Here is a 23,901-nt window from a genome sequence, read left to right on the forward strand (position 1 = left end):
ACTGTTGTTCTCCGTCATCAGCCGAAGCGGCCGGTGATGTAGTCTTCCGTTTCCTTGCGCACCGGCTTGATGAAGATCTTTTCGGTTTCGCCGAACTCGATCAGCTCGCCCAGGTACATGTAGGCCGTGAAATCCGAGCAGCGCGCGGCCTGCTGCATGTTGTGCGTGACGATCACGACCGTGTAGTCGCTCTTCAGCTCCGCGATCAGTTCCTCGATGCGGCCCGTCGAGATCGGGTCGAGCGCCGAGCACGGTTCGTCGAGCAGCAGCACTTCCGGCCGGATCGCGATGCCGCGCGCGATGCACAAGCGCTGCTGCTGGCCGCCCGACAGCCCGTAGCCGCTCTGGCCGAGCTTGTCCTTCACTTCGTTCCACAGCGCGGCCTTCGTGAGCGCCCACTCGACGCGGTCGTCCATTTCCGAACGCGTGAGCTTTTCGAACATCTTCACGCCGAACGCGATGTTGTCGTAGATCGACATCGGGAACGGGGTCGGCTTCTGGAACACCATGCCGATCCGCGCGCGCAGCAACGAGATGTCGCGCTTCGTCGTCAGCAGGTTCTCGCCGTCCATCAGGATTTCGCCTTCGGCGCGCTGCTCCGGATAGAGCGCGAACATCTTGTTGAACGTGCGCAGGAGCGTCGACTTGCCGCAGCCCGACGGACCGATGAACGCCGTCACCTTCCCTTCGGGAATGCGCAGGTTGATGTTCTTCAGCGCGTGGAACTTGTTGTAGAAGAAGTTGAGGTTGTTGACCTCGATCTTCGCGTTCAGCGGCGCGAGCGGACGGCCGTGCGCCGCGTCTTGCGTGCCGGCGGGCGCAGCAGTGCGCTCGACGGGATTCAGGTGGCTTTCTGCCATATTCATCGGATTGCTCCGCCGTTACTTTTTCGAGAAGATCGAGCGCGCCAGGACGTTCAGTCCGAGCACCCCGAGCGTAATCAGGAACACGCCCGCCCACGCGAGCGACTGCCACTCCGCGAACGGGCTCATCGCGAACTTGTAGATCGTGACGGGCAGGTTCGCCATCGGCTGGCTCATGTCGACCGAGAAGAACTGGTTCGACAGCGCGGTGAACAGCAGCGGCGCCGTTTCGCCGGCAATCCGCGCGACCGCGAGCAGCACGCCCGTCACGATCCCGCCGACCGACGCGCGCAGCGTGATCTTCAGCACCATGCGCCACTTCGGCGTGCCGAGCGCGACGGCCGCTTCGCGCAGCGCGTTCGGCACGAGCTTCAGCATGTTCTCGGTCGTGCGGATCACGATCGGAATCTGCAGCAGCGCGAGCGCGATCACGCCGGCCCAGCCCGAGAAGCGCCCCGACTTCGCGACGACGATCGCGTACACGAACAGGCCGATGACGATCGACGGCGCCGACAGCAGGATGTCGTTGATGAAGCGGATCGTGCTCGCCAGCAGGTTCTTCTGCCCGTATTCGGCGAGATAGACGCCCGCGAGGATGCCGATCGGCGTGCCGACCAGCGTGCCGAAGCCGCACAGCAGCAGGCTGCCGACGATCGCGTTCGCGAGACCGCCGCCTTCCGTGTTCGGCGCCGGCGTCGATTCGGTGAACAGTTGCAGCGACAGGCCGCCGACGCCGAGGTGCACCGTGGTGTAGAGAATCCACACGAGCCACAGCAGGCCGAATGCCATCGCGGCGAGCGATGCGGTGAGCGCGATCGCGTTGATGGCCTTGCGCTTGCGCTGCAGGCGGTTGCGCATCGCGTCGAGCACGGCGCCGTCCGGCCCCGGGAAATTCATGATGGGCTCGCTCATTTCTTGCCCTCTCCCTTCTCGAGACGAAGCAGCAGCAGTTTGGAGATGGATAGCACGATGAACGTGATCACGAACAGGATCAGCCCGAGTTCCATCAGCGCGGACGTATGCAGGCCCGGCTGCGCTTCCGCGAATTCGTTCGCGAGCGCCGACGTGATGCTGTTGCCCGGCGCGAACAGCGACACGCTGTCGAGCAGGTTCGTGTTGCCGATCACGAAGGTCACGGCCATCGTTTCGCCGAGCGCGCGGCCGAGGCCGAGCATCACGCCGCCGATCACGCCGGTCTTCGTATAGGGCAGCACGACCTTCCACATCACTTCCCAGGTCGTGCAGCCGATTCCGTATGCCGATTCCTTCAGCAGCACCGGCGTGACCTCGAACACGTCGCGCATCACCGACGCGATGTACGGGATGATCATGATCGCGAGAATCACGCCGGCCGCGAGGATGCCGATGCCGATCGGCGCGCCGGACGTCAGCGGGCCGAGCACCCACACGTCCTTGAGCAGGCGGCCGATCGGCTTCTGGAAGTATTCGGCGAAGATCGGCGCGAACACGAGCAGGCCCCACATGCCGTACACGATCGACGGGATCGCGGCGAGCAGCTCGATCGCGATGCCGAGCGGACGGCGCAGCCACACGGGCGCCAGCTCGGTGAGGAACAGCGCGATGCCGAAGCTGACGGGCACCGCGATGACGAGTGCGATCAGCGACGTCACGAGCGTGCCGTAGATCGGCACGAGTGCGCCGTAAATGTCCGAGTTGGGATCCCACTCGGATTGCCACAGGAAGCCGAGGCCGAACTTCTGGATGGTCGGCATCGACGCAATGATCAGGGAAACGATGATCCCGCCGAGCAGCAGCAGGGTCACGATCGCGGCGAGCCGCGCAAGGCCGCCGAACAGGACATCCCCGAGACGGCTCGGCGCGCGCTGCTGCGCGGTGTCGGGCGATCGTGAGGACGTGTATGAAATATCAGACATGGGTGCCTGCTTTGGATCGCCGGGCGCCGTAACGCCCGGCCTTACCGCACACACTGCCCGACCGGCGCAGCCGGGCAGCGAACCGCTGGATCGCTTACTCGGCGGCGACCGGCTTGCCCGAGGCGTCCGTCACCTTCGTCTTCCATTGCTTGCGGATTTCCGTCTCGACCGTCGCCGGCAGCGAGATGTAGTCGAGGCTGTCGGCAGCCTTCTCGCCGTTCTTGAACGCCCAGCTGAAGAACTTCAGCGTTTCCGCGCCCTGCTCCGGCTTGTCCTGCTTCGCGTGCAGCAGCACGAACGTCGCGCCGACGACCGGCCAGGCTTCCTTGCCCGGCTGGTTCGTCAGGATCTGGTAGAACGACTTCGACCAGTTCGCGCCTGCCGCCGCGGCCTTGAACGTCTCCGTCTTCGGCTCGACCACCGTGCCCGTCGAATTCTTCAGGGCCGTGTAGACCATGTTGTTCTTCTTCGCGTACGCCCATTCGACGTAGCCGATCGCGCCCGGCAGGCGCTGCACGAAGGCCGCGACGCCGTCGTTGCCCTTGCCGCCCGTGCCCGTCGGCCAGTTGACCGTCGTGCCTTCGCCGATCTTCGACTTCCACTCGTCGTTGACCTTCGACAGGTAGTTCGTCCAGATGAAGCTCGTGCCCGAACCGTCGGCGCGGCGGACCACGGCGATGTCCGTATCCGGCAGCTTGACCTTCGGGTTCAGCGCGGCGATCGCCGGGTCGTTCCACTTCTTGATCTTGCCGAGGTAGATGTCGCCGAGCACCGGGCCCGACAGCGTCAGTTCGCCGGCCTTCACGCCCGGCACGTTGACGACCGGCACCACGCCGCCGACCACCGTCGGGAACTGGAACAGGCCTTCCTTCGCGAGTTCTTCATCCTTCAGCGGAGCGTCCGAACCGGCAAAATCGACCGTCTTCGCGACGATCTGCTTCAGGCCGCCCGACGAACCGATGCCCTGGTAGTTGACCTTCGAACCGCCGGACTGCTGGTAGTCGGCAGCCCATTTCGTATAGATCGGCATCGCGAACGTGCTACCTGCGCCCGTGATGTCGGCAGCGTGGGCGGCGACGGCGAAAAGCGCGCCAGCCAGGCCGGCAATCGCGGTTTGCATCAATTTCATGAGACCTCCAGTGTGTGAGCGGATGACTACGGCACCGCGAAGGTTAGGGGCTGCTCATGACGGTAATGTGACAATCGATGAAACTCGCGTGACAGTAACATGACTGGTTGAAAGGGAGTATGGGGTGGCGCGCCGGCGGCGCAGCAGCGGTGATGGCGGCAAGAATTGCCTGCCTCGGAGGGCGGGACGGACGCCGTTTTCACCGGTGTGCGGGCGCGTCGTGGCGTGGCGTCAGCCGGGGCGGGAAGCCCGGTGCGGAGGCAGGCCGGCTTCCGGGGTCGGATGCGTGATTTGAGCGGAAGACTGCGTGGGCGGAAGGTCACCTCTATCAGTACGGCAAACCTTTGCGTCCGACAAAATTACGGCGCCCGAAGGCGCCGCATGCAAATTCGTCAGAGCCGGCGCGCGGGCGGTCGAACCGCCGCGCGCCGCTGACATGGATCAGCTCGTCGCCGCCCGCACCGCGTCGGCAATCGCCTCCGCATGGCGCGCCGCATCGGCCGCCTGCTGCGCTTCGACCATCACGCGCAGCACGGGCTCCGTGCCCGATGCGCGGATCAGCACGCGTCCGCTACCGGCAAGCGCGGCTTCGGCGGCATCGATCGCGGCGCGAATCGACGCGCTGCCCTTCCAGTCGGCGCCCGGCTTCATCCGCACGTTGATCAGCTTCTGCGGGAACAGCGTGACGCCGTCGAGCATCTGTGCGAGCGTGCGGCCGCTGCGCTTCAGCGCGGCCAGCACGAGCAGCGCCGACACGATGCCGTCGCCGGTCGAATGCCGGTCGAGCGACAGGATGTGGCCCGACCCTTCCGCGCCGAGCTGCCAGCCGTGCTCGCGCAACTGCTCGAGCACGTAGCGGTCGCCGACCGCCGCGCGGACGAACTTCACGCCCTCGCGCTGCAGCGCGACTTCGACGGCGAGATTCGTCATCAGCGTGCCGACCGCGCCGTCGACCTTGCCGTCGGTCGCGATCCGATCCTTCACGAGCACGTAGAGCAGTTCGTCGCCGTTGTACAGCCGGCCGGTCGCGTCGACCACTTGCAGGCGGTCGGCATCGCCGTCGAGCGCGATGCCGAGATCGGCGTGGTTCGCCCGCACCGCGCGCACCAGCGCGTCCGGCGCGGTCGCGCCGACGCCGTCGTTGATGTTGAAGCCGTTCGGCGCCACGCCGATCGGAATGACGTCCGCGCCGAGTTCGTGGAACACGTGCGGCGCGATCTGGTACGCGGCGCCGTGCGCGCAATCGATCACGAGCTTCAGCCCGCGCAGATCGAACGCGGCCGGGAACGTGCTCTTGCAGAATTCGATGTAGCGGCCGGCCGCGTCGTCGAGGCGGCGCGCCTTGCCGAGACCGTCGGACGCCGCGCATTCGAGCGGCTTGTCGAGCCACGCTTCGATCGCAGCTTCGGTGTCGTCGGGCAGCTTGTTGCCGTCCGCCGAGAAAAACTTGATGCCGTTGTCGTGATACGGGTTGTGCGACGCGCTGATCACGACACCGGCCGACAGGCGCAGCGCGCGTGTCAGGTACGCGACGCCGGGCGTCGGCATCGGGCCGGCCAGCATCACGTCAACGCCGGCCGCCGAGAATCCGGCCTCGAGCGCGGCTTCGAGCATGTAGCCCGACACGCGTGTGTCCTTGCCGATCAGCACCGTCGGACGCGAGCCCGCCGCGACGTCGGCCGAGCCGGCCAGTACCTTGCCGGCCGCATAGCCGAGACGCAATACGAAATCCGGCGTGATGGGCGCTTCGCCCACCGTGCCGCGAATGCCGTCCGTGCCGAAATATCGACGTCCCATGGGGTCCTTCCTCCTTCGTTTTTCTGACTTGCTTATCGTTGCCGCGCGGCTACGCGCACGGCATTCCAGACTTTGAGCGCATCGACCGTCGCCGCGACGTCGTGCACGCGCAGGATCGCGGCACCGCGCTCGACCGCGCACAACGCGGCCGCGACGCTCGCCGCGACGCGCTCCATCGGCGGCTTGCCGCCGATCACCGCACCGAGCATCGACTTGCGCGACATGCCCGCGAGAATCGGATAGGCGCGCCCGTCGGGGCGCGCGGGCGCCGTATCCGGCAACGCGGCCAGCAGCGCATAGTTGTCGTCGACGACCGCCTTGCCGAACCCGAAGCCGGGATCGACGCAAATGCGCTCCGCCGCCACCCCCGCGTCGCGCAGCGCCTGGGCGCGCGCGGCGAGAAAATCGCGCACGTCGGTCACGACGTCGCCGTAGTCAGGTTCGCCGGCCTGCATTGTCTGCGGCTCGCCGAGCATGTGCATCGCGCACAGCCCGCTGTTGCCCTCGCGCACCGCGTCGATCGCGCCCGGCTGGCGGAACCCCCAGATGTCGTTGATCAGGTCCGCGCCGGCGGCCAGCGCCGCACGCATCACGGCCGGCTTGTAGGTATCGATCGACAGCGGCACGTTCAGCGGCCGCAGCGCCTCGACGAGCGGAATCACGCGCGCGAGCTCCTCGTCGAGCGGCACCGGCGGCGCGCCGGGGCGCGTCGATTCGCCGCCGATGTCGAGCAGGTCCGCGCCATCGGCGATCATCCGCTCGGCCTGGCGCAGCGCATCGTCGCGCGCGAGAAAGCGGCCGCCGTCGGAGAACGAATCGGGCGTGGCGTTGAGGATGCCCATCACGAGCGGGCGTTCGAACGTCAGTTCGAAACGGCCGCACCGGAGCGGCGCGGGAATGAACGGGGACACAGCGGAATCGGACACGAGCAACGGACGTGAATGAATGCAAAACGGGCCGGTGTGAAGCCACACCAGCCCGTATACGGCGCTAAAGCGGAGATTATGCCGCCGGCGACGCCGGCGCCGGCGCGGTGCCCGGCTTGACCTCGGCGGCGGCGCTGCCGCCGCCCGACGAATCGCCGCCGACAGCCGGCGAGCTCTTCGGCGAGCGCGGCGGACGACCTTCCATGATGTCGTTGATCTGATCGGCGTCGATCGTCTCCCACTCCATCAGTGCGGCCGTCATCGCTTCGACCTTGTCGCGGTTCTCTTCGAGCAGGCGGCGCGCGAGGTTGTACTGTTCGTCGAGCACGCGGCGGATTTCGGAATCGACCTTCTGCTGCGTCGCTTCGGAGATCGTGCGCGTGAAGCCGCGGCCGAACGGCGACGCATCGTTCTCGTCGTCGACGTACACCATCGGCCCGAGCGCGTCGGTCATGCCGAATCGGGCGACCATCGCACGCGCCGTCTGCGTGGCCTTGTTGAAGTCGTCCGATGCGCCGGTGCTGACGAGGTTCATGAACAGCTCTTCGGCCACCCGGCCACCGAACAGGATCGCGAGGCGGTCGAGCAGGTAATCCTTCGAATACGTCTCGTTGTCATGCTCCGGCAACTGCCACGTGACGCCCAGCGCGCGACCGCGCGGGATGATCGTGACCTTGTGCACCGGGTCGGCCTTCGGCAGCAGCTTCGCGATGACCGCGTGGCCCGACTCGTGATACGCGGTGGCGCGCTTCGCTTCCTCGCGGATCACGGCCGACTTGCGCTCCGGACCCATGAAGATCTTGTCCTTCGCGTCCTCGAAATCCTGCATCTCGACGATGCGCTTGCCGCGACGGGCGGCGAACAGCGCAGCCTCGTTCACGAGGTTCGCGAGATCGGCGCCGGAGAAGCCCGGCGTGCCGCGCGCGATGACCGCCGCGTCGACGTCGTTCGCGATCGGCACCTTGCGCAGGTGCACGCGCATGATCTGCTCGCGGCCGCGGATGTCGGGCAGCCCGACATAGACTTGGCGGTCGAAACGGCCCGGACGCAGCAGCGCCTTGTCGAGCACGTCGGAACGGTTGGTGGCGGCGATCACGATCACGCCCGAGTTCGCCTCGAAGCCGTCCATCTCGACGAGCATCTGGTTCAGCGTCTGTTCGCGCTCGTCGTTGCCGCCGCCCATGCCGGCGCCCCGATGACGGCCGACCGCGTCGATTTCGTCGATGAACACGATGCACGGCGCATGCTTCTTCGCCTGCTCGAACATGTCGCGCACACGAGCCGCGCCGACACCGACGAACATTTCGACGAAGTCCGAACCCGAGATGCTGAAGAACGGCACCTTCGCTTCACCCGCGATCGCGCGGGCGAGCAGCGTCTTGCCGGTACCCGGAGGGCCGACCAGCAGCACGCCGCGCGGAATGCGGCCGCCCAGTTTCTGGAATTTCTGCGGATCGCGCAGGAAGTCGACGAGCTCGGACACTTCTTCCTTCGCTTCGTCGCAGCCCGCGACGTCGGAGAAGTTCACCGCGTTGTTGTTCTCGTCGATCAGCCGCGCACGCGATTTCCCGAACGAGAACGCGCCGCCTTTGCCGCCTCCCTGCATCTGCCTCATCATGTAGAACCAGAACACGATGATCAGGATCGTCGGCCCGAGGTAGTACAGCGCGGACATCAGCGCGTTCGGCTCGTCGTCGGCCTTGCCGCTGACCTGCACGCCGTACTTCATCAGATCGCCGACCATCCAGATGTCGCCGGGCGACACGATCTGGTATTTCTGGCCATCAGCCGGAGTGACGGTGAGGTTGCGCCCCTGAACGATGACGTTCTTGACCTTGCCGTTCTTGGCGTCGTCCATGAACTGCGAATAGGACACGCCTTCCTGGACGCGGGGCTTGTCGAACTGCTTGAACACCGTAAACAGCACCAGTGCGATCACCAGCCACACCGCTGCCTTCGAAAACATATTGTTGTTCAAAGCACCACTCCTTCACTCGTAGACGAGCGCCTACATTTTCCTTGCGGCGCCCCTCGGTCATTCTAATCCAGTCCGACCACCCCTGCCATAAGCATTGACAACCGCCGCGATAGCGCTTCGCTTGTCCGGCAAGGGCCGGAGCCCGTTTGCGGCAGCGCCTGCGCGTCAGCGCGGATGCTTCAGCTGCCGACCCAAAATGAACGTTTCGGACGATTTGTCGCGAGATGCCTTGGGCTTGCGCGGCGCGACAACCTTAAACTGCTGTTTGAACTTCTCGACGATCTGGCTGTAGCCGCTGCCGTGAAAACACTTCACGAGCAGTGCACCGTCCGGCTTCAGATGGTTCTGCGCGAATTCGAGCGCCAGATCGCAGAGATGCTCGATACGCGCCGCGTCCGCCGACGCCACGCCTGAGAGGTTGGGGGCCATGTCGGAAATAACAAGGTCCACCGCGCGGCCTTCGAGCACCTCCTCGAGCCGGTGGAGGACGTCGTCCTCGCGGAAGTCGCCCTGCAGGAAATGGACGTCGGCGATCGGCTCCATCGGCAGGATGTCGAGCGCAACGATCGTGCCGTCGATGCCGCCCTCGCGCTCCGCGTCGCGCTTCTTGCCCTGCGCGAGCTTGTTGCGCGCATACTGGCTCCAGCTGCCCGGCGTCGCGCCGAGGTCGACGATCACCTGGCCCGGACGGATCAGCTTGTCCTGTTCGTCGATTTCCTTCAGCTTGTACGCGGCGCGCGCGCGATAGCCCTCCCGCTGCGCCATTTTGACGTACGGGTCGTTGATGTGGTCGTGCAGCCAGTGCTGGTTGAAGCGGTTTTTTGCCATTCGAGAGAGAGATTGCTGCCCATTGCTTCGTGAAGCCGCGCTTTTAGCGGATAATACGCGTCTTCTTCGCGCGGCTGCGGCCCCTTTTCAGGCCCAAGCCGCGATTTTACGTGGTTTCGGCGCACGGCTGACGCGGTATCGCCCCGCGATCGCTTTTCAGTCAGCGCGCCCTTATTTAGATTTCGACATTTCCATGCCCGCCCTTTCGCTTTCTCCCGCCGAGCGCTCCGCGCTGCGCTCCCAGGCCCATGCGCTCAAGCCCGTCGTGCTGATCGGCGCCGAAGGGCTGACCGACGCCGTGCTGAAGGAAATCAAGGTGCACCTCGACGCGCACCAGTTGATCAAGATCCGCGTGTTCGGCGACGAGCGCGACGAACGCATCGCGATCTACGACGAGATCTGCGACCGTCTGAACGCGGCCCCGATTCAGCATATCGGCAAGCTGCTGGTGATCTGGAGGCCGGAAGCCGCTGCGGCCCCGGCCCGCGGCCGCCGTGCCGGCGCGCTGCCGAGCGCGGCGGAAGCCGCCGACGACAAGAAAGGCCGCGCGCCGCGCACCGTCAAGGTCGTCAAGGTGTCGCCGAACGCGAGCCCCGTGCGCCGCCCGCGGCCCGTGAAGGTCACGGTGCGCGGCAACGAGCGTGTGACGGCGGGCGGCACCGTGAAGCGTGCGAAAAAGCGGCAGGCCAGCACCAAGCGGCCGTTCCAGGACAAGTAAGCCGCTTGCGCGGCACGGATGCCCGTGCCGCCCTGCCCCGTCGTTGCGCAACGCGCAACGACGGGCGCTCAGGCTTCGCGCGCCGGCAGGCGCCAGATCAGCATCAGCCCCAGCACGCTCTCGACGAGATAGAACACGCTCGAGACGCCGTGCAGCATCCCGAAGCGGCTCGCATACGGCGAATTCGCGATATCGGTGCCCGCGTCCATCGCGGCCACCCGCAGCGCGTTCATGAACGGCTGCAGCGCAAAATACCCGACCAGCACGCACACGACCATCGCGGCGACGATCCAGCGCACGCGGCGATACTCGTTGCCGCCCCGCCGCACCTGCTGGTTCGACAACGCGAGCAGCAGCACGCCGCACACGATGCCGACGATCGCCTCGATGCGGAACAGCTGGGCGGCGACCGAACCGGCCGTCATCCGCTCCAGCGTCTTGAACAGGACGGGCGCGACCGCATACCCGATCGTCAGCAGGCTGCCGACCCATACGGCCGACAGCAGACGGAACACGCGATGCGGCATCACGTCGCCCCGCTTCAGATGTAGCTGACCGAGATGATTTCGTACTCGCGCACGCCGCTTGGCGCCTGCACGGCCGCGACGTCGCCTTCGGACTTGCCGATCAGCGCGCGCGCGATCGGCGAGCTGACCGAGATCAGGCCGTGATCGATATCGGCTTCGTCGTCGCCGACGATCTGGTACTTGACCGTGTCGCCCGACTCGAGATCCTCGAGTTCGACCGTCGCGGCGAACACCACGCGGCCATCGGCGTCGAGCACCGTCGGATCGATGATTTGCGCGGCGGACAGCTTGGATTCGAGTTCCGCGATGCGGCCCTCGATAAAGCCCTGCTTTTCCTTCGCTGCGTCGTATTCGGCGTTTTCGGACAGATCGCCCTGTGCGCGGGCCTCCGCGATCGCGTTGATCACGGCCGGCCGCTCGACGGACTTGAGGCGCTGCAATTCATCGCGCAGTTGCTCCGCGCCACGCTTTGTCAACGGAATGGTGCTCATAAACGGCTCAATCGCTAAAAACGGCTATAAAAAAAATCACCGCGATTAAGCGCGCTTCCGATGCACTGGAAACACCGCCTAATCGCGGCACGTGTTGCTTCGACAGGTAACTGAACGCTTAGTTTAGGCGAGCGTGAAGACCTTGTAAATCATAGACTTCCAGATCCTTCAGGTAGCGCAGGCCCTCGACGGCCGCGCGCGCGCCCGACATCGTCGTGTAGTACGTGACCTTGTGCGCCTGCGCGCTCATGCGGATCGAACGCGAATCGGCGATCGCCTGGCGCGTCTCGTCGACCGTCGTGAACACGAGCGCGATCTCGCCGTTCTTGATCATGTCGACGATGTGCGGACGCCCGTCCTTCACCTTGTTCACGACCTTCACCGGCACGCCGGCCGCTTCGATCGCGGCAGCCGTGCCCTTGGTCGCGACGATCGGGTAGCCGAGGTCGTGCAGCATGCGCGCGACTTCGACGGCCTTCGGTTTATCCGCGTCCATCACGGTCAGCAGCACCGTGCCCGACTCCGGCAGGCGCGAACCGGCCGCGAGCTGCGACTTGAACAGCGCTTCGCCGAACGTGCGGCCGACGCCCATCACTTCGCCGGTCGAACGCATTTCAGGCCCGAGGACCGGGTCGACGGTCGGGAACTTCACGAACGGGAACACCGCTTCCTTCACGCTGAAGTACGGCGGCTCGACTTCCTTCGTCACGCCCTGCTGCGCGAGCTTCTGGCCGACCATCGCGCGCGCCGCGATCTTCGCGAGCGGCAGGCTGGTCGCCTTCGACACGTACGGCACCGTGCGCGACGCGCGCGGGTTCACTTCCAGCACGTAGATGATGTCCTGCTTCGAGCCGTCCGCCTGCGGCACCTGCTGGATCGCGAACTGCACGTTCATCAGGCCGACCACGTTCAGCGCCTTCGCCATCGCGCCCGTCTGCCGCTTCAGCTCGGCCACGGTTTCCTTCGACAGCGAGTACGGCGGCAGCGAGCATGCCGAGTCGCCCGAGTGGACGCCCGCCTGCTCGATGTGCTCCATCACGCCGCCGATGAACACGGCTTCGCCGTCGCAGATGCAGTCGACGTCGCACTCGATCGCGTCGTTCAGGAAGCGGTCGAGCAGCACCGGCGAATCGTTCGACACCTTCACGGCCTCGCGCATGTAGCGCTCGAGGTCGCGCGGCTCGTGGACGATTTCCATCGCGCGGCCGCCGAGCACGTACGACGGACGCACGACCAGCGGATAGCCGATTTCGTCGGCCAGCGCGAGCGCTTCGTCCTCGGCGCGCGCGGTGCGGTTCGGCGGCTGGCGCAGGCCGAGGTCCTGCAGCAGCTTCTGGAAGCGTTCGCGGTCTTCGGCCGCGTCGATCATGTCCGGCGACGTGCCGACGATCGGCACGCCGTGCGCCTCGAGGTCGAGCGCGAGCTTCAGCGGCGTCTGGCCGCCGTACTGGACGATCACGCCGACCGGCTTTTCCTTGTCGACGATCTCGAGCACGTCCTCGAGCGTCAGCGGCTCGAAGTACAGGCGGTCGGACGTGTCGTAGTCGGTCGACACCGTTTCCGGGTTGCAGTTGACCATGATCGTTTCATAGCCGTCCTCGCGCATCGCGAGCGCCGCGTGCACGCAGCAGTAGTCGAACTCGATGCCCTGGCCGATCCGGTTCGGGCCGCCGCCCAGCACCATGATCTTCTTGTTGGTGGTCGGCTGCGCCTCGCACTCTTCCTCGTAGGTCGAGTACATGTAGGCCGTTTTCGTCGCGAACTCGGCCGCGCACGTGTCGACGCGCTTGTAGACCGGGCGCACGTTCAGCTCGACGCGGCGGCGGCGGACGTCTTCCGGCGTCGCGCCGAGCAGCTTCGCGAGGCGGCGGTCGGAGAAGCCGCTCTGCTTCAGGTAGCGCAGCTCGTCGAACGTCAGCGACGCGAGCGTGCGGCCCACGAGCGCCTTTTCCTTCAGGATGATCTGCTCGATCTGCTCGAGGAACCACGGGTCGATCGCGGTTTCCGCGAAGATTTCCTCGGCCGTCATGCCGATGCGGAACGCATCGCCGACGTACCAGATGCGGTCCGGGCCCGGCTCGTGGATCTCGATCGCGATCTCGTCGCGGTTGGTCGACTTCTCGTCGAGACCGTCGACTCCGACCTCGAGGCCGCGCAGCGCCTTCTGGAACGATTCCTGGAACGTGCGGCCGATCGCCATCACCTCGCCGACCGACTTCATCTGCGTGGTCAGGCGCGAATCGGCTTCGCGGAACTTCTCGAACGCGAAACGCGGGATCTTCGTGACGACGTAGTCGATCGTCGGCTCGAACGACGCCGGCGTCTGGCCGCCGGTGATTTCGTTCTTCAGCTCGTCGAGCGTGTAGCCGACCGCCAGCTTCGCGGCGACCTTCGCGATCGGGAAGCCGGTGGCCTTCGATGCCAGCGCCGACGAACGCGACACGCGCGGGTTCATTTCGATGACGACCATGCGGCCGTCCTTCGGGTTGATCGAGAACTGCACGTTCGAGCCGCCCGTGTCGACGCCGATCTCGCGCAGCACCGCGAGCGATGCGTTACGCAGGATCTGGTATTCCTTGTCGGTGAGCGTCTGCGCGGGAGCCACCGTGATCGAGTCGCCGGTGTGCACGCCCATCGGGTCGAGGTTTTCGATCGAGCAGACGATGATGCAGTTGTCGGCGCGGTCGCGCACGACTTCCATCTCGTATTCCTTCCAGCCGAGCAGCGATTCTTCGATCAGCAGTTCGCGCGTGGGCGACAGGTCGAGACCGCGCTTGCAGATCTCCTCGAACTCTTCGCGGTTGTACGCGATGCCGCCGCCCGAGCCGCCGAGCGTGAACGACGGGCGGATCACGACCGGGTAGCCGCTGCCGCCCGTCTCCGCCATGATCTGCGCGTGCACCTGGATCGCTTCTTCCATCGAATGCGCGATGCCCGACTTCGCGGAGCCGAGACCGATCTTGGTCATCGCTTCCTTGAACTTCTGGCGGTCCTCCGCCTTGTCGATCGCTTCCGGCGACGCGCCGATCAGCTCGACGCCGAACTTCTCGAGCACGCCGTGATGGTGCAGGTCGAGCGCGCAGTTCAGCGCGGTCTGGCCGCCCATCGTCGGCAGGATCGCGTCCGGGCGCTCCTTCTCGATGATGCGCGCGACGACTTCCCACGTGATCGGCTCGATGTAGGTCACGTCGGCCGTGTTCGGGTCGGTCATGATCGTCGCCGGGTTGCTGTTGACGAGAACGACCTTGTAGCCCTCCTCACGCAACGCCTTGCAAGCCTGCGCGCCCGAATAGTCGAACTCGCACGCCTGGCCGATGATGATCGGGCCGGCGCCGATGATGAGGATGCTCTTGATGTCTGTGCGTTTTGGCATGGCTTGTGAATTCAATAAGTAATCGTTGTCGTGGGTCGGCCGGCGGCGCTCAGCTCATGGTCGCGAGCGCCAGCTTCACCGAGAAACCGATGAACAGGCCGCCCACGCTGCTCGCCGCGCCTGCCGCGAGCTTGCGGCGGCGGCGGAAGTGCTCGGCGAGCCGCGCGCCCGCGAAGATCAGCGTGCTCAGGTACAGGAAGCTCGCGCATTGCGCGATCGCCCCGAGCACGACGAACGACAGCGCGGGATGCGGGAATGCCGGGTCGACGAACTGGATGAAGAACGAGATGAAGAACAGGATCGCTTTCGGATTCAGCAGGCTCACGATCAGCGCTTTCCGGAACGGTTTGTCGAAAGACCGCTCGCCGTCGACAGCCTGCCGGGCCTCGACCGGCGCATCGCCGCGTGCGCGCAGCTTGCTCCACGCGCTGCGCAACATCCCGGCGCCGATGTACAGCAGGTACGCGGCGCCGCCGTACTTGACGACGGAGAACAGCAGCGGGTTCGCCTTCAGCAGCGACGCGACGCCCGCGGCGGACAGCACCATCAGCACGGTATCGCCGACGAACACGCCGCAGGCCGCGCGATAGCCGGCCTTCACGCCGCGCTGCGCGGCGAGCGACAGCACGTACATCGAGTTCGGCCCCGGCAGCAGGATGATGAAGATCACGCCGAACACGTAGGTCCAGATATCCGTGATGCCGAGTGCGTGGCCGAACATGATGCGAATCTCCCGTCCTTCGGTTGCGTCGATGACGTTAAGCGGTGCGCTGCTTCGCCGCGTCCATCAGCGCGGTGAAACGGTCGAACAGGTAGCCGATGTCGTGCGGGCCGGGCGACGCTTCCGGGTGACCCTGGAAGCAGAATGCCGGCTTGTCGGTCAGCTCGAAGCCCTGCAGCGTGCCGTCGAACAGCGACACGTGCGTCACGCGCGCGTTGGCCGGCAGCGAATCGGCGTCGACCGCGAAACCGTGGTTCTGCGACGTGATCACGACGCGGCCGTCGCCGAGATCCTTCACCGGATGGTTCGCGCCGTGGTGGCCCGTCTTCATCTTCAGCGTCTTCGCGCCGACCGCGAGGCCCATGATCTGGTGGCCGAGGCAGATGCCGAAGGTCGGCACGCCGCGCTCGATGAAGGCCTTCGTGGCCGCGATCGCGTAATCGCACGGCTCCGGATCGCCGGGGCCGTTCGACAGGAAGATGCCGTCCGGATTCAGCGCGAGCGCATCTTCCGCACTGGCCTGGGCCGGCAGCACCGTCACGTGGCAGCCGCGCTCGGCGAGCATGCGCAGGATGTTGTACTTGACGCCGAAGTCGTACGCGACGACGCGGTACTTCGGCGCTTCCTGCATGCCGTAGCCGCCTTCGAGGCGCCATTCCGTCTGCTTCCACTCGAACGGCTTGGTGGTCGACACGACCTTCGCGAGATCCATGCCGGCGAGGCCCGGGAACGAGCGCGCCAGCTCGCTCGCCTTCGCTTCGTCGTCGGAACCCGTCAGGATGCAGCCGTTCTGCGCGCCCTTGTCGCGCAGGATGCGGGTCAGCTTGCGGGTGTCGATGCCGGCGATCGCGACGACGCCTTCGTCGCGCAGGTAGTCGCCGAGCGTGCGGTCCATGCGGAAGTTCGATGCGAGCGTCGGCAGATCGCGGATGATCAGGCCGGCGGCATGGACTTTCGTGGCTTCGACGTCTTCGGCGTTGACGCCGACGTTGCCGATATGCGGATAGGTGAGCGTGACGATCTGGCGCGAGTAGCTCGGATCAGTCAGGATTTCCTGATAGCCGGTGATCGCGGTATTGAACACGACTTCGCCGATCGTATGGCCTTCGGCCCCGATCGAATAACCACGAAAGACCGTGCCGTCGGCGAGTGCAAGCAAGGCGGGAGAAAAAGACGGCAACACGGGAGGCTCCTTGGGGAACACCCTGCTGCCGACCTGTTTACCCTGCCGCGCGAGCGCCGCGCTGCGTGGGCGCGCGCGGTCGCTTGCTGGACGCGGCCTGCGTTGTCGAGACGCGAACCCGGCGCGTGGCGCACGAGGCTTCGCGGCATCGCCCGGCTGGCGGCGTGCGGCGGATGAACGGGATGAATGAGGTAGGCGCTAGGGTGCGAGGTTGATCAGCACAAACTTTCAAATTATAGCCTGAAAATGGGCCTATCTTCAATTGATATGGCCGTCCGATCATGGGCGCGCCGCGCTCGGCGGCGCGGCGCGACGTGCTGCGGCCCCGTTTCCGCGGCCGCCCCACCCGTGAGCGTACCGCCGGATCAGTGCGCTTGGCCAGCGCCGCGCGCGGGCCACACGTACCAGACTGCGCTCGCGAGCTGCAGCGCGAGCAGCACGCCCCATGCGGTGAAGTGCGCGGCGGCCGGATAACGGCCGTCGACGGCCGGCCAGTGCGACAGCACGGCGCCGACGCCGATCTGGAACGCAAAGATCAGCACGAAGATCACGAGCGTGAGCGTCGTGTTCGCGCGGCCGATCAGGTGAGCGGGAAAGTGGCCGGCCATCACCGCGTAGGTCAGGATGCCCACGCCGCCGAACATCCCGTAGGCGGCCCACAGCACGGCCGGCGGCAACGGCACGCGCGCGACGATCGCGAGCTGCGTCGCAACGAACAGCGCCATGCCGATGCCGCAGGTGGCGTAGACCGACACGCCGCGCCGCTCGAGCACGCGCGCCGCCGCACCGAAGCCGACGCAGCCGGCCATCATCGCGAAGCCGAGCACCGACACGAGGCGCGCGGCATGCGGCGCGTCGAATCCGCCGACATCGCGCAGATACGGCCCGACCCACAGCGACTGCATCGCGTAGAACACGCCCTGCGTGACGACGGAGAACGACGCAATCTTCCAGAACGCGCGGCTGCCCAGGATATGCCACGTGCCCTTGAACTGGCCGACGAGCCCGCCCTGGTGGCGCGCCTGCTGCGCGTCGGGCGCGCCGATGCCGATCGACGCCGCGACGGCCACCGTCAGCACCGCGAGGCCGAAACAGATCGCACGCCAGCTCGCCCAGCCGAGCAGCCAGGTCAGCGGCGAGCCGACCATCACGCCGCCGAGGCCGCCCACGGCCATCACGAGGCCGTTGACGAGCGGCAGCCGGCCGACCGGGAAATGCTGCGCGAGCGCCTTGAACGCCGCGCCGAGACACACCGATACGCCGACGCCGATCAGCAGGCGGCCGACCATCATCGCGCCGATGCCGTGCGCCGTGCCGAACACGGCCGCGCCGGCCGCCGCGAACAGCAGCATGCCGGCCGTGACGCGACGCGGGCCGTAGTGGTCGAGCATCACGCCGGCCGGGATCTGCGCGCCCGCGAAGCCGAGGAAATAGAGACTGGTGAGCAGGCCGAGATCGGCGGCCGACAGGCCGAGCTCGTGCGTGACGAACGGCGCGAAGCCCAGATTGACGCCGCGAAACACATACGACACGAAATACCCGACCGAAAACAGCGCGAGCACCCTCACCTGCACCGACGACATCGCTTCCCCTTGTCATATGAAGACGCGCGACGCAGCGCCGCCGCGCCGCGCACAAACGAAAACGCCGTCACCTCGGTGACGGCGTTTCGTCGAATTCGTCGGATGATAGCGCAATCGTGTGGCCTCACCGGCCGTTACGTCGCGCGGCAGTCGCGCTCGCTTCGCTTACTTCTTCTTGCCCTTGTTCGCGGCGGTCTTGGCCGGCGCGGCTTTCGCGGGCGCGGCCTTCGCCGGCTTCGCCGACGACTTGGCGGCGCCGCCGCGCTTGCCGCCGTGCGACTTGCCGCCCACCGCCAGGCTCGCGCGCTCGATGCGCGCACCGCCCGTCGACGTCGCGATCCGCTCCGGACCGGGTTCCGCCGGCACCGCGCGGCCGACCGGCACGTGCAGCACGAGCGCCTGGCCCGGCATCGCGAGATCGCGGTGCGTACGGTTCCACGCCTTCAACTGGCCGACCGATACGCCGTAGCGGCCGGCGATCGCCGCCATCGACTGCTTGCGGCGCACGCGGATCAGCATCTTGCGCGTGTCGGGGACGTCCGGCTCCATCGCGAGCGCGCCGTTTTCGGCAACGTCGGCGCTGATGTCCTCGTCATCGTCATCGCCGCGCGGCACGACGATCGTCGAGCCCGGCTTCAGGCGCATGCCGGCCGGAATCTTGTTGACCGACATCAGCGTATCGGCGTCGACGCCGATCTTCTCGGCGATCGCGGCCGGGCGCGCGCGTTCGCTGACCGTGTAGGTGGTCCACGACGACAACTGACCGCTGTAGGCTTTCAGGTTCTTCTCGAACGCGGACGCGTTATCGAACGGCAGCAGGATCTGCGGCTCGGTCGCGCCGAGGATCACCGGCTTCGAGAACGACGGGTTCAGCGAGCGGAACTCGTCGAGCGGCAGGTTCGCGAGCTTCGCGGCCACCGCCACGTCGATGTCGCGCGACGTCGTGACCGTCACGAAATACGGGTGGTTCGGAATATCCGGCAGCGCGAGGCCGTACTGCTGCGGGCTCGCGATGATGTTCTTCACCGCCTGCAGCTTCGGCACGTAGTTGCGCGTCTCGTTGGGCATCCGCAGGTTCTGGTAGTCGGTCGGCAGGCCGGCCGCCTGGTTGCGCGCGATCGCGCGCTGCACGTTGCCTTCGCCCCAGTTGTATGCGGCCAGCGCCAGATACCAGTCGCCGAACATGTCGTGCAGGCGGGACAGGTAGTCGAGCGCGGCGCTCGTCGACGCGAGCACGTCGCGGCGCTCGTCCTGCCACATGTTGCGCTTCAGGTTGTACGTGCGGCCGGTGCCGGGCATGAACTGCCACATGCCGGCCGCCTTCGCGACCGACAGCGCCTGCGGGTTGTACGCGGACTCGATGAACGGCAGCAGCGCGAGCTCGGTCGGCATGTGACGCGCCTCGAGCTCCTCGACGATGTGATACAGGTACTTCTGCGAGCGCTCGGTCATGCGCTGCACGTAATCGGGACGCTGCGTATACCAGGTCGTCTGCATGTCGACGAGATCGCTCTGCAGGTCGGGCATCTGGAAGCCGCGGCGGATGCGCGCCCAGAGATCGGAGTCTGCAGTGGTCAGGTCGCCGACGGATTGCTTGTCGACGTCGACAGTTTCTTTGGCGGTGGCTGATTTACGGAGGTAGTTGGACGTCGCCTGCGAATCGGCGGCGTTGTTGGCGACAGGGGGCTGGCTCGCACACGCGGCGAGTAGCAGTACCACCATCGCACTCAATATAAGTCGCATGAAAATCTCGGCTTCCGACGGCTGGAAATTGCAGGCGATACTACGGAAGTGCGTGCTTCACGTCAATAAAAACACCGAAAACTCAGCGAAATCCTACATTTGGAGCAATTTTTACAGATACCGCTTGAGCTTTGGAGTCCTCCGGAAAACGTCATCGGAACCGGTTTTTCCATTCGCGCATCAGCGTGAATGCCGTCAGACGATCCGTCACCGTTTCGTGCAGCTCGGCCTCGAGCGTCGCGTGGATCGCCGCGCTGTCGGCCCGCATGAACGGGTTGACGGCACGCTCGTGCGCGATCGTGGTCGGCAGCGTCGGCACGCCGCGCGCGCGCAGCGCCTGCGCGTCGTCGCGCCACGCGGCCAGTGCCGCATTGCCGGGCTCGCACGCGAGCGCGAAGCGGATGTTCGACAGCGTGTATTCGTGTGCGCAATGCACGCGGGTGTCGCCGGGCAGCGCCGCGAGCGCGTCGAGCGACGCGAGCATCTGCGCGGGCGTGCCTTCGAACAGGCGGCCGCAGCCGCACGAGAACAGCGTGTCGCCGCAGAATACGTGCGGCACCGCGTTGCCCTGCCCGGCCGCGCGTCGACTTGCCGCGCCTTCGCCGGCCGCTTGAAAATACGCGATGTGACCGCGCGTATGGCCCGGCACGTCGAGCACGTCGAACGCGATGGCCGGCGCGTCGAGCGTCACGCGATCGCCGCCTGCAAGGGGCCGCGTGACCACGCCGATCGCTTCGGCCGCGGGGCCGTAAACGGGCAGCGGCGCATCGTCCGGTTGGCTATTGCGCAGCGCCTCGACACCGCCGACGTGGTCGGCATGGTGGTGCGTGAGTAAAATAGCGGTCAACCGCCAGCCTCGTTCGGCAAGAACCCGGCGTACGGGGGCGGCTTCACCCGGGTCGACGGCGATCGCATCGCGGCCGTCCGAGACGAGCCAGATATAGTTGTCTTCGAATGCCGGAACCGGCACGTATTCCAGCTCGTTCATGGGCGCGCAATCATCGTTATGTCTGACCGTCAAATTATAGACTGGCCCGCCTGGACCGACTCGCCGCCCGGCCGCTACGTGCTGGGCTGGGAACAGGCGCAGCTCGACCGGATCGTGTCCGACGTATTCGGATTCCACGCGCTGCAGCTCGGCCTGCCGCAGCTCGACGCACTGCGCGAGAACCGCATGCCGTATCGCGGCCTGGTGCTCGACCCGGCGAGCGGCGCAAGCGCGCCGTACCAGTATCCGTGGGCGGGCGAAGCGCACACGGCAGGCCATGCGCCCGCCGATCGCAGCACGACGTGGTGCGACCTGCTCGACCTGCCGTTCGAATCGCAAAGCGTCGACCTGATCGTGATGCCGCACACGCTCGAATTCACGTCCGACCCGCACCGCCTGCTGCGCGAGGCCGAGCGCGTGCTGATGCCGGAAGGCCAGCTCGTGATCACCGGCTTCAATTCGCTCAGCCTGTGGGGCATGCGGCAGACGTTCGGGCGCATGGCGAACCGCCCGTTCGTGCCGGCCACGCGCGACCAGATCGCATTCATCCGGCTGAAGGACTGGATCAAGCTGCTCGGTTTCGACCTCGAACGCGGCCGCTTCGGCTGCTACCGGCCGCCGCTCGCCACCGACCAGTGGCTGGCCCGCTACGGCTTCATGGAGGCCGCCGGCGACCGCTGGTGGCCGATCTTCGGCGCCGTCTACATGGTGACGGCCGTCAAGCGCGTGCGCGGCATGCGCCTCGTCGGCCCGATCAAGATGAAGAAGCCCGTTCTCGCACCGGGCCTGACGCCGGCGGCCTCCCCGACCACCCATCAAGAACGTTCATGACAACCGACACCATCGACATCTATACCGACGGCGCCTGCAAGGGCAACCCCGGCCCTGGCGGCTGGGGCGCGCTGCTGCGCTACGGCGACAAGGAAAAGGAACTGTACGGCGGCGAGCCGAACACGACCAACAACCGCATGGAGCTGATGGGCGTGATCGCCGCGCTCGAAGCGCTGAAGCGGCCCTGCCACGTGATCGTCCATACCGACTCGCAGTACGTGCAGAAAGGCATCAGCGAGTGGATTCACGGGTGGAAGAAAAAAGGCTGGGTCACCGCGGCGAAGACGCCCGTGAAGAATGCCGACCTGTGGAAGCGGCTCGACGCGCTCGTCGCGCAGCACGAGATCGAGTGGCGCTGGGTCAAGGGCCACGCCGGCCATCCCGAAAACGAGCGCGCGGACGCGCTCGCGAACCGCGGCGTCGAATCGCTGGCCGCCTGACGGCCGGCCGCCTTCTCCTGTTTTTGTTGCTTTTCCCGACATGCGCCAGATCATTCTCGATACCGAAACCACCGGCCTGAACGCCCGCACGGGCGACCGCCTCATCGAAATCGGCTGCGTCGAGCTGCTGAACCGGCGGCTCACCGGCAACAACCTGCACTTCTACGTGAATCCCGAGCGCGACAGCGATCCGGGCGCACTGGCGGTGCACGGCCTCACGACCGAATTCCTGAGCGACAAGCCGAAATTCGCGGAAGTCGCCCACCAGATCCTCGACTTCGTGAAGGACGCCGAGCTGATCATCCACAACGCGCCGTTCGACCTCGGCTTTCTCGATGCCGAATTCGCGCGGCTCGGCCTGCCGCCGTTCACCGAGCATTGCGGCGGCGTGATCGACACGCTGGTGCAGGCCAAGCAGATGTTCCCCGGCAAGCGCAACTCGCTCGACGCGCTGTGCGACCGTTTCGGCATCAGCAACGCGCACCGCACGCTGCACGGCGCATTGCTCGACTCGGAGCTGCTCGCCGAGGTATATCTCGCGATGACGCGCGGCCAGGACAGCCTCGTGATCGACATGCTCGACGACGCGGGCGCCGACGGCGGCGCCGCGAACGGCCAGCGCGTCTCGCTCGCCGCGCTCGACCTGGCCGTGGTGGCCGCGAGCGACGACGAGCTTGCCGCACACCAGGCTCAGCTCGACGAGCTCGACAAGTCGGTCAAGGGCACCTGCGTGTGGCGCCAGTCCGCCGCCGCGGATACCGCCGAAGCGGCCTGACGCACGCGGCCCGCGCCGCGGCCGCGCTCACGCGCGCGGCTGCAGCGCGATGACGGCCATCCCGCCGAGCGCGAGCACCGCGCCGGCCACGTCCCAGCGGGTCAGCGCGACGCCGTCGACCACCCGCAGCCAGATCAGCGCCACCGCGATGTACACGCCGCCGTACGCGGCATACGTGCGCCCCGCCGCGCTCGGGTGCAGCGTCAGCAGCCACGCGAACAGCGCGAGCGACAGCGCGGCCGGCACCAGCAGCCAGGCCGGGCGGCCGGCCTTCAGCACGAGCCACGGCAGGTAGCAGCCGACGATTTCGGCCAGCGCGGTAGCGGCGAACAGCGCCGCGATCCTCATCAGTTCGGTCATCCGGTTCCTCGCGAATCAGCCCCGTCGCGACGGGCGGCACGGCCGCGCCGCGCGCCGCCGATCATACCCGAGCGGGCCGCGCCGGATGCCCCGCCAGGCGGGCGACCCACGGCAATTTGCACGATCGTCCGTCATCGTGCTATCATGTCTCCCGTTTCAACATTCAATCTCTGTCTTTTCGATTTTGAGAGAAGTCCGTCCGCACGACGCGGGCCGGTGCCTCGATCGAAATTGCATCCACAGGAAAGCCCGCCCGACAGGCCCGCTTTTCTCGTTTCGCTGCCCCTCCGGGGCGTTGCCGGAAGCCGGACTCCTCGTCCGCACCGGCATCCGCCGCTTGCATCACGCGGCCCATTCTTCATGAGCGCACTGTCGCGACGGCCCATCGGGCCCGCGTCGAAGCAGCCCCTTGGCCCTTTGCTGCCCGCTGCGCAGCAACCGCTCGATGGTCTGCCCCGACGCGCAGCATGCGACACCGCGCTCGCCGGCAAACCGTGTCGGACGGCCCGCCCGTTCCGGCGCTGTCAAAGGAGTGCATGACCTTGACCGCAACACACGTCAGCCCGACCGCTGTCTCTTCCCCCGCTTCGCCGTCCGGCGACGCCCCGCTCACCGCGGACGACATCACCGTCGTCGACCAGAGCCTGCTCAAGCGCGCCGTCAGCGCGATGGCGATCGGCAATGCGATGGAATGGTTCGACTTCGGCGTCTACAGCTATATCGCCGTCACGCTCGGCAAGGTGTTCTTCCCG

At 66.5% G+C, this 23,901-nt stretch carries 21 protein-coding genes and 1 pseudogene; 5 read left to right on the top strand and 17 right to left on the bottom strand.

Translation table 11 applies throughout. The features are described from left to right. Window positions 1-17 precede the first annotated feature (17 nt). The 8 genes from pstB to C5F75_RS12580 form a co-directional block, all read right to left on the bottom strand. Window positions 18-866 carry a phosphate ABC transporter ATP-binding protein PstB gene (gene pstB / locus C5F75_RS12540; RefSeq protein WP_060011515.1) on the bottom strand — a complete coding sequence of 283 codons (849 nt, stop codon included), beginning with the start codon at window positions 864-866 and terminating at the stop codon, window positions 18-20. A gap of 15 nt (window positions 867-881) precedes the next feature. After that, on the bottom strand, window positions 882-1,775 hold the full coding sequence (gene pstA / locus C5F75_RS12545) for a phosphate ABC transporter permease PstA (RefSeq protein ID WP_059573866.1): 894 nt from the start codon (window positions 1,773-1,775) through the stop codon (window positions 882-884). Further along, window positions 1,772-2,758, bottom strand: a complete 987-nt coding sequence (gene pstC / locus C5F75_RS12550) for a phosphate ABC transporter permease PstC (RefSeq protein ID WP_059573867.1) — start codon at window positions 2,756-2,758, stop codon at window positions 1,772-1,774. Before pstC ends, pstA begins: the two co-directional genes overlap by 4 nt. Window positions 2,759-2,852: 94 nt before the next feature. Beyond that, window positions 2,853-3,887, bottom strand: coding sequence for a phosphate ABC transporter substrate-binding protein PstS (gene pstS / locus C5F75_RS12555; protein ID WP_059644229.1), 1,035 nt, complete (start codon window positions 3,885-3,887; stop codon window positions 2,853-2,855). Between the two features lie 441 nt (window positions 3,888-4,328). Further along, window positions 4,329-5,684 (bottom strand): phosphoglucosamine mutase, encoded by a 1,356-nt coding sequence (glmM, locus tag C5F75_RS12565; protein ID WP_059573869.1) that lies wholly within the window; start codon window positions 5,682-5,684, stop codon window positions 4,329-4,331. Window positions 5,685-5,716: 32 nt separating this feature from the next. After that, window positions 5,717-6,610: a dihydropteroate synthase gene (gene folP, locus C5F75_RS12570; protein ID WP_455429271.1), complete on the bottom strand. Its 894-nt coding sequence runs from the start codon at window positions 6,608-6,610 to the stop codon at window positions 5,717-5,719. 76 nt (window positions 6,611-6,686) lie between these two features. Further along, on the bottom strand, window positions 6,687-8,588 hold the full coding sequence (ftsH, locus tag C5F75_RS12575; protein ID WP_059573871.1) for an ATP-dependent zinc metalloprotease FtsH: 1,902 nt from the start codon (window positions 8,586-8,588) through the stop codon (window positions 6,687-6,689). A gap of 165 nt (window positions 8,589-8,753) precedes the next feature. Continuing rightward, the gene (locus tag C5F75_RS12580; RefSeq protein ID WP_059573872.1) at window positions 8,754-9,416 is read right to left on the bottom strand and encodes an RlmE family RNA methyltransferase; all 663 of its coding nucleotides are present in this window, start codon (window positions 9,414-9,416) and stop codon (window positions 8,754-8,756) included. Between the two features lie 193 nt (window positions 9,417-9,609). On the opposite strand from C5F75_RS12580, the gene C5F75_RS12585 reads away from it, so the two are divergent. Further along, entirely contained in the window at window positions 9,610-10,134 is a 525-nt protein-coding gene (locus C5F75_RS12585; RefSeq protein WP_012328238.1) for a YhbY family RNA-binding protein, read from the top strand. A 68-nt stretch (window positions 10,135-10,202) separates the two neighbouring features. Here C5F75_RS12585 and C5F75_RS12590 read toward each other — a convergent pair whose 3' ends face one another. The 8 genes from C5F75_RS12590 to gloB form a co-directional block, all read right to left on the bottom strand. Beyond that, entirely contained in the window at window positions 10,203-10,661 is a 459-nt protein-coding gene (locus C5F75_RS12590) for a DUF4149 domain-containing protein (protein ID WP_059573873.1), read from the bottom strand. A 14-nt stretch (window positions 10,662-10,675) separates the two neighbouring features. Continuing rightward, entirely contained in the window at window positions 10,676-11,152 is a 477-nt protein-coding gene (greA, locus tag C5F75_RS12595) for a transcription elongation factor GreA (RefSeq protein ID WP_006476345.1), read from the bottom strand. 118 nt (window positions 11,153-11,270) lie between these two features. Further along, on the bottom strand, window positions 11,271-14,525 hold the full coding sequence (gene carB, locus C5F75_RS12600) for a carbamoyl-phosphate synthase large subunit (RefSeq protein WP_059573874.1): 3,255 nt from the start codon (window positions 14,523-14,525) through the stop codon (window positions 11,271-11,273). A 49-nt stretch (window positions 14,526-14,574) separates the two neighbouring features. Then, complete coding sequence (gene leuE / locus C5F75_RS12605) at window positions 14,575-15,246, bottom strand: leucine efflux protein LeuE (RefSeq protein ID WP_059573875.1); 672 nt, start codon at window positions 15,244-15,246, stop codon at window positions 14,575-14,577. Window positions 15,247-15,283: 37 nt separating this feature from the next. Then, window positions 15,284-16,429 carry a glutamine-hydrolyzing carbamoyl-phosphate synthase small subunit gene (gene carA / locus C5F75_RS12610; RefSeq protein WP_104012305.1) on the bottom strand — a complete coding sequence of 382 codons (1,146 nt, stop codon included), beginning with the start codon at window positions 16,427-16,429 and terminating at the stop codon, window positions 15,284-15,286. Window positions 16,430-16,794: 365 nt separating this feature from the next. Further along, a complete protein-coding gene (locus C5F75_RS12620; RefSeq protein ID WP_104012306.1) occupies window positions 16,795-18,012 on the bottom strand; it encodes an MFS transporter in 1,218 nt (405 codons plus the stop codon). A 165-nt stretch (window positions 18,013-18,177) separates the two neighbouring features. Further along, window positions 18,178-19,755 carry a transglycosylase SLT domain-containing protein gene (locus C5F75_RS12625; RefSeq protein WP_104012307.1) on the bottom strand — a complete coding sequence of 526 codons (1,578 nt, stop codon included), beginning with the start codon at window positions 19,753-19,755 and terminating at the stop codon, window positions 18,178-18,180. 151 nt (window positions 19,756-19,906) lie between these two features. Then, window positions 19,907-20,743: a hydroxyacylglutathione hydrolase gene (gloB, locus tag C5F75_RS12630; protein WP_060011511.1), complete on the bottom strand. Its 837-nt coding sequence runs from the start codon at window positions 20,741-20,743 to the stop codon at window positions 19,907-19,909. 18 nt (window positions 20,744-20,761) lie between these two features. Here gloB and C5F75_RS12635 point away from each other — a divergent pair, with 18 nt between their 5' ends. Genes C5F75_RS12635 through dnaQ form a run of 3 tightly spaced genes read left to right on the top strand, consistent with a single transcriptional unit; the run spans window position 20,762 to window position 22,789 of the window. Next, the gene (locus C5F75_RS12635; RefSeq protein ID WP_059573880.1) at window positions 20,762-21,574 is read left to right on the top strand and encodes a class I SAM-dependent methyltransferase; all 813 of its coding nucleotides are present in this window, start codon (window positions 20,762-20,764) and stop codon (window positions 21,572-21,574) included. Then, entirely contained in the window at window positions 21,571-22,014 is a 444-nt protein-coding gene (gene rnhA, locus C5F75_RS12640) for a ribonuclease HI (RefSeq protein WP_059573881.1), read from the top strand. Before C5F75_RS12635 ends, rnhA begins: the two co-directional genes overlap by 4 nt. A 40-nt stretch (window positions 22,015-22,054) precedes the next feature. Continuing rightward, window positions 22,055-22,789 (top strand): DNA polymerase III subunit epsilon, encoded by a 735-nt coding sequence (gene dnaQ / locus C5F75_RS12645; RefSeq protein WP_059573882.1) that lies wholly within the window; start codon window positions 22,055-22,057, stop codon window positions 22,787-22,789. 27 nt (window positions 22,790-22,816) lie between these two features. Here the strand turns inward: dnaQ and C5F75_RS12650 are convergent, their stop codons facing one another. After that, window positions 22,817-23,149 (bottom strand): YnfA family protein, encoded by a 333-nt coding sequence (locus C5F75_RS12650; RefSeq protein WP_011545077.1) that lies wholly within the window; start codon window positions 23,147-23,149, stop codon window positions 22,817-22,819. A gap of 536 nt (window positions 23,150-23,685) precedes the next feature. On the opposite strand from C5F75_RS12650, the pseudogene C5F75_RS12660 reads away from it, so the two are divergent. Beyond that, window positions 23,686-23,901 (top strand): annotated as a pseudogene (locus C5F75_RS12660) (MFS transporter); the annotation flags it as partial.

This window comes from Burkholderia anthinoferrum, from assembly GCF_002925705.1.
GTDB lineage: Bacteria > Pseudomonadota > Gammaproteobacteria > Burkholderiales > Burkholderiaceae > Burkholderia > Burkholderia semiarida.

Coding starts and splice junctions, on each gene's coding strand:
- C5F75_RS12625 (WP_104012307.1), bottom strand. CDS start 19,755: ATGCGACTTATATTGAGTGCGATGGTGGTACTGCTACTCGCCGCGTGT.
- C5F75_RS12620 (WP_104012306.1), bottom strand. CDS start 18,012: ATGTCGTCGGTGCAGGTGAGGGTGCTCGCGCTGTTTTCGGTCGGGTAT.
- leuE (WP_059573875.1), bottom strand. CDS start 15,246: ATGTTCGGCCACGCACTCGGCATCACGGATATCTGGACCTACGTGTTC.
- C5F75_RS12650 (WP_011545077.1), bottom strand. CDS start 23,149: ATGACCGAACTGATGAGGATCGCGGCGCTGTTCGCCGCTACCGCGCTG.
- carB (WP_059573874.1), bottom strand. CDS start 14,525: ATGCCAAAACGCACAGACATCAAGAGCATCCTCATCATCGGCGCCGGC.
- C5F75_RS12590 (WP_059573873.1), bottom strand. CDS start 10,661: ATGCCGCATCGCGTGTTCCGTCTGCTGTCGGCCGTATGGGTCGGCAGC.
- gloB (WP_060011511.1), bottom strand. CDS start 20,743: ATGAACGAGCTGGAATACGTGCCGGTTCCGGCATTCGAAGACAACTAT.
- rnhA (WP_059573881.1), top strand. CDS start 21,571: ATGACAACCGACACCATCGACATCTATACCGACGGCGCCTGCAAGGGC.
- dnaQ (WP_059573882.1), top strand. CDS start 22,055: ATGCGCCAGATCATTCTCGATACCGAAACCACCGGCCTGAACGCCCGC.
- C5F75_RS12635 (WP_059573880.1), top strand. CDS start 20,762: ATGTCTGACCGTCAAATTATAGACTGGCCCGCCTGGACCGACTCGCCG.
- C5F75_RS12580 (WP_059573872.1), bottom strand. CDS start 9,416: ATGGCAAAAAACCGCTTCAACCAGCACTGGCTGCACGACCACATCAAC.
- pstS (WP_059644229.1), bottom strand. CDS start 3,887: ATGAAATTGATGCAAACCGCGATTGCCGGCCTGGCTGGCGCGCTTTTC.
- pstC (WP_059573867.1), bottom strand. CDS start 2,758: ATGTCTGATATTTCATACACGTCCTCACGATCGCCCGACACCGCGCAG.
- pstA (WP_059573866.1), bottom strand. CDS start 1,775: ATGAGCGAGCCCATCATGAATTTCCCGGGGCCGGACGGCGCCGTGCTC.
- C5F75_RS12585 (WP_012328238.1), top strand. CDS start 9,610: ATGCCCGCCCTTTCGCTTTCTCCCGCCGAGCGCTCCGCGCTGCGCTCC.
- pstB (WP_060011515.1), bottom strand. CDS start 866: ATGAATATGGCAGAAAGCCACCTGAATCCCGTCGAGCGCACTGCTGCG.
- greA (WP_006476345.1), bottom strand. CDS start 11,152: ATGAGCACCATTCCGTTGACAAAGCGTGGCGCGGAGCAACTGCGCGAT.
- glmM (WP_059573869.1), bottom strand. CDS start 5,684: ATGGGACGTCGATATTTCGGCACGGACGGCATTCGCGGCACGGTGGGC.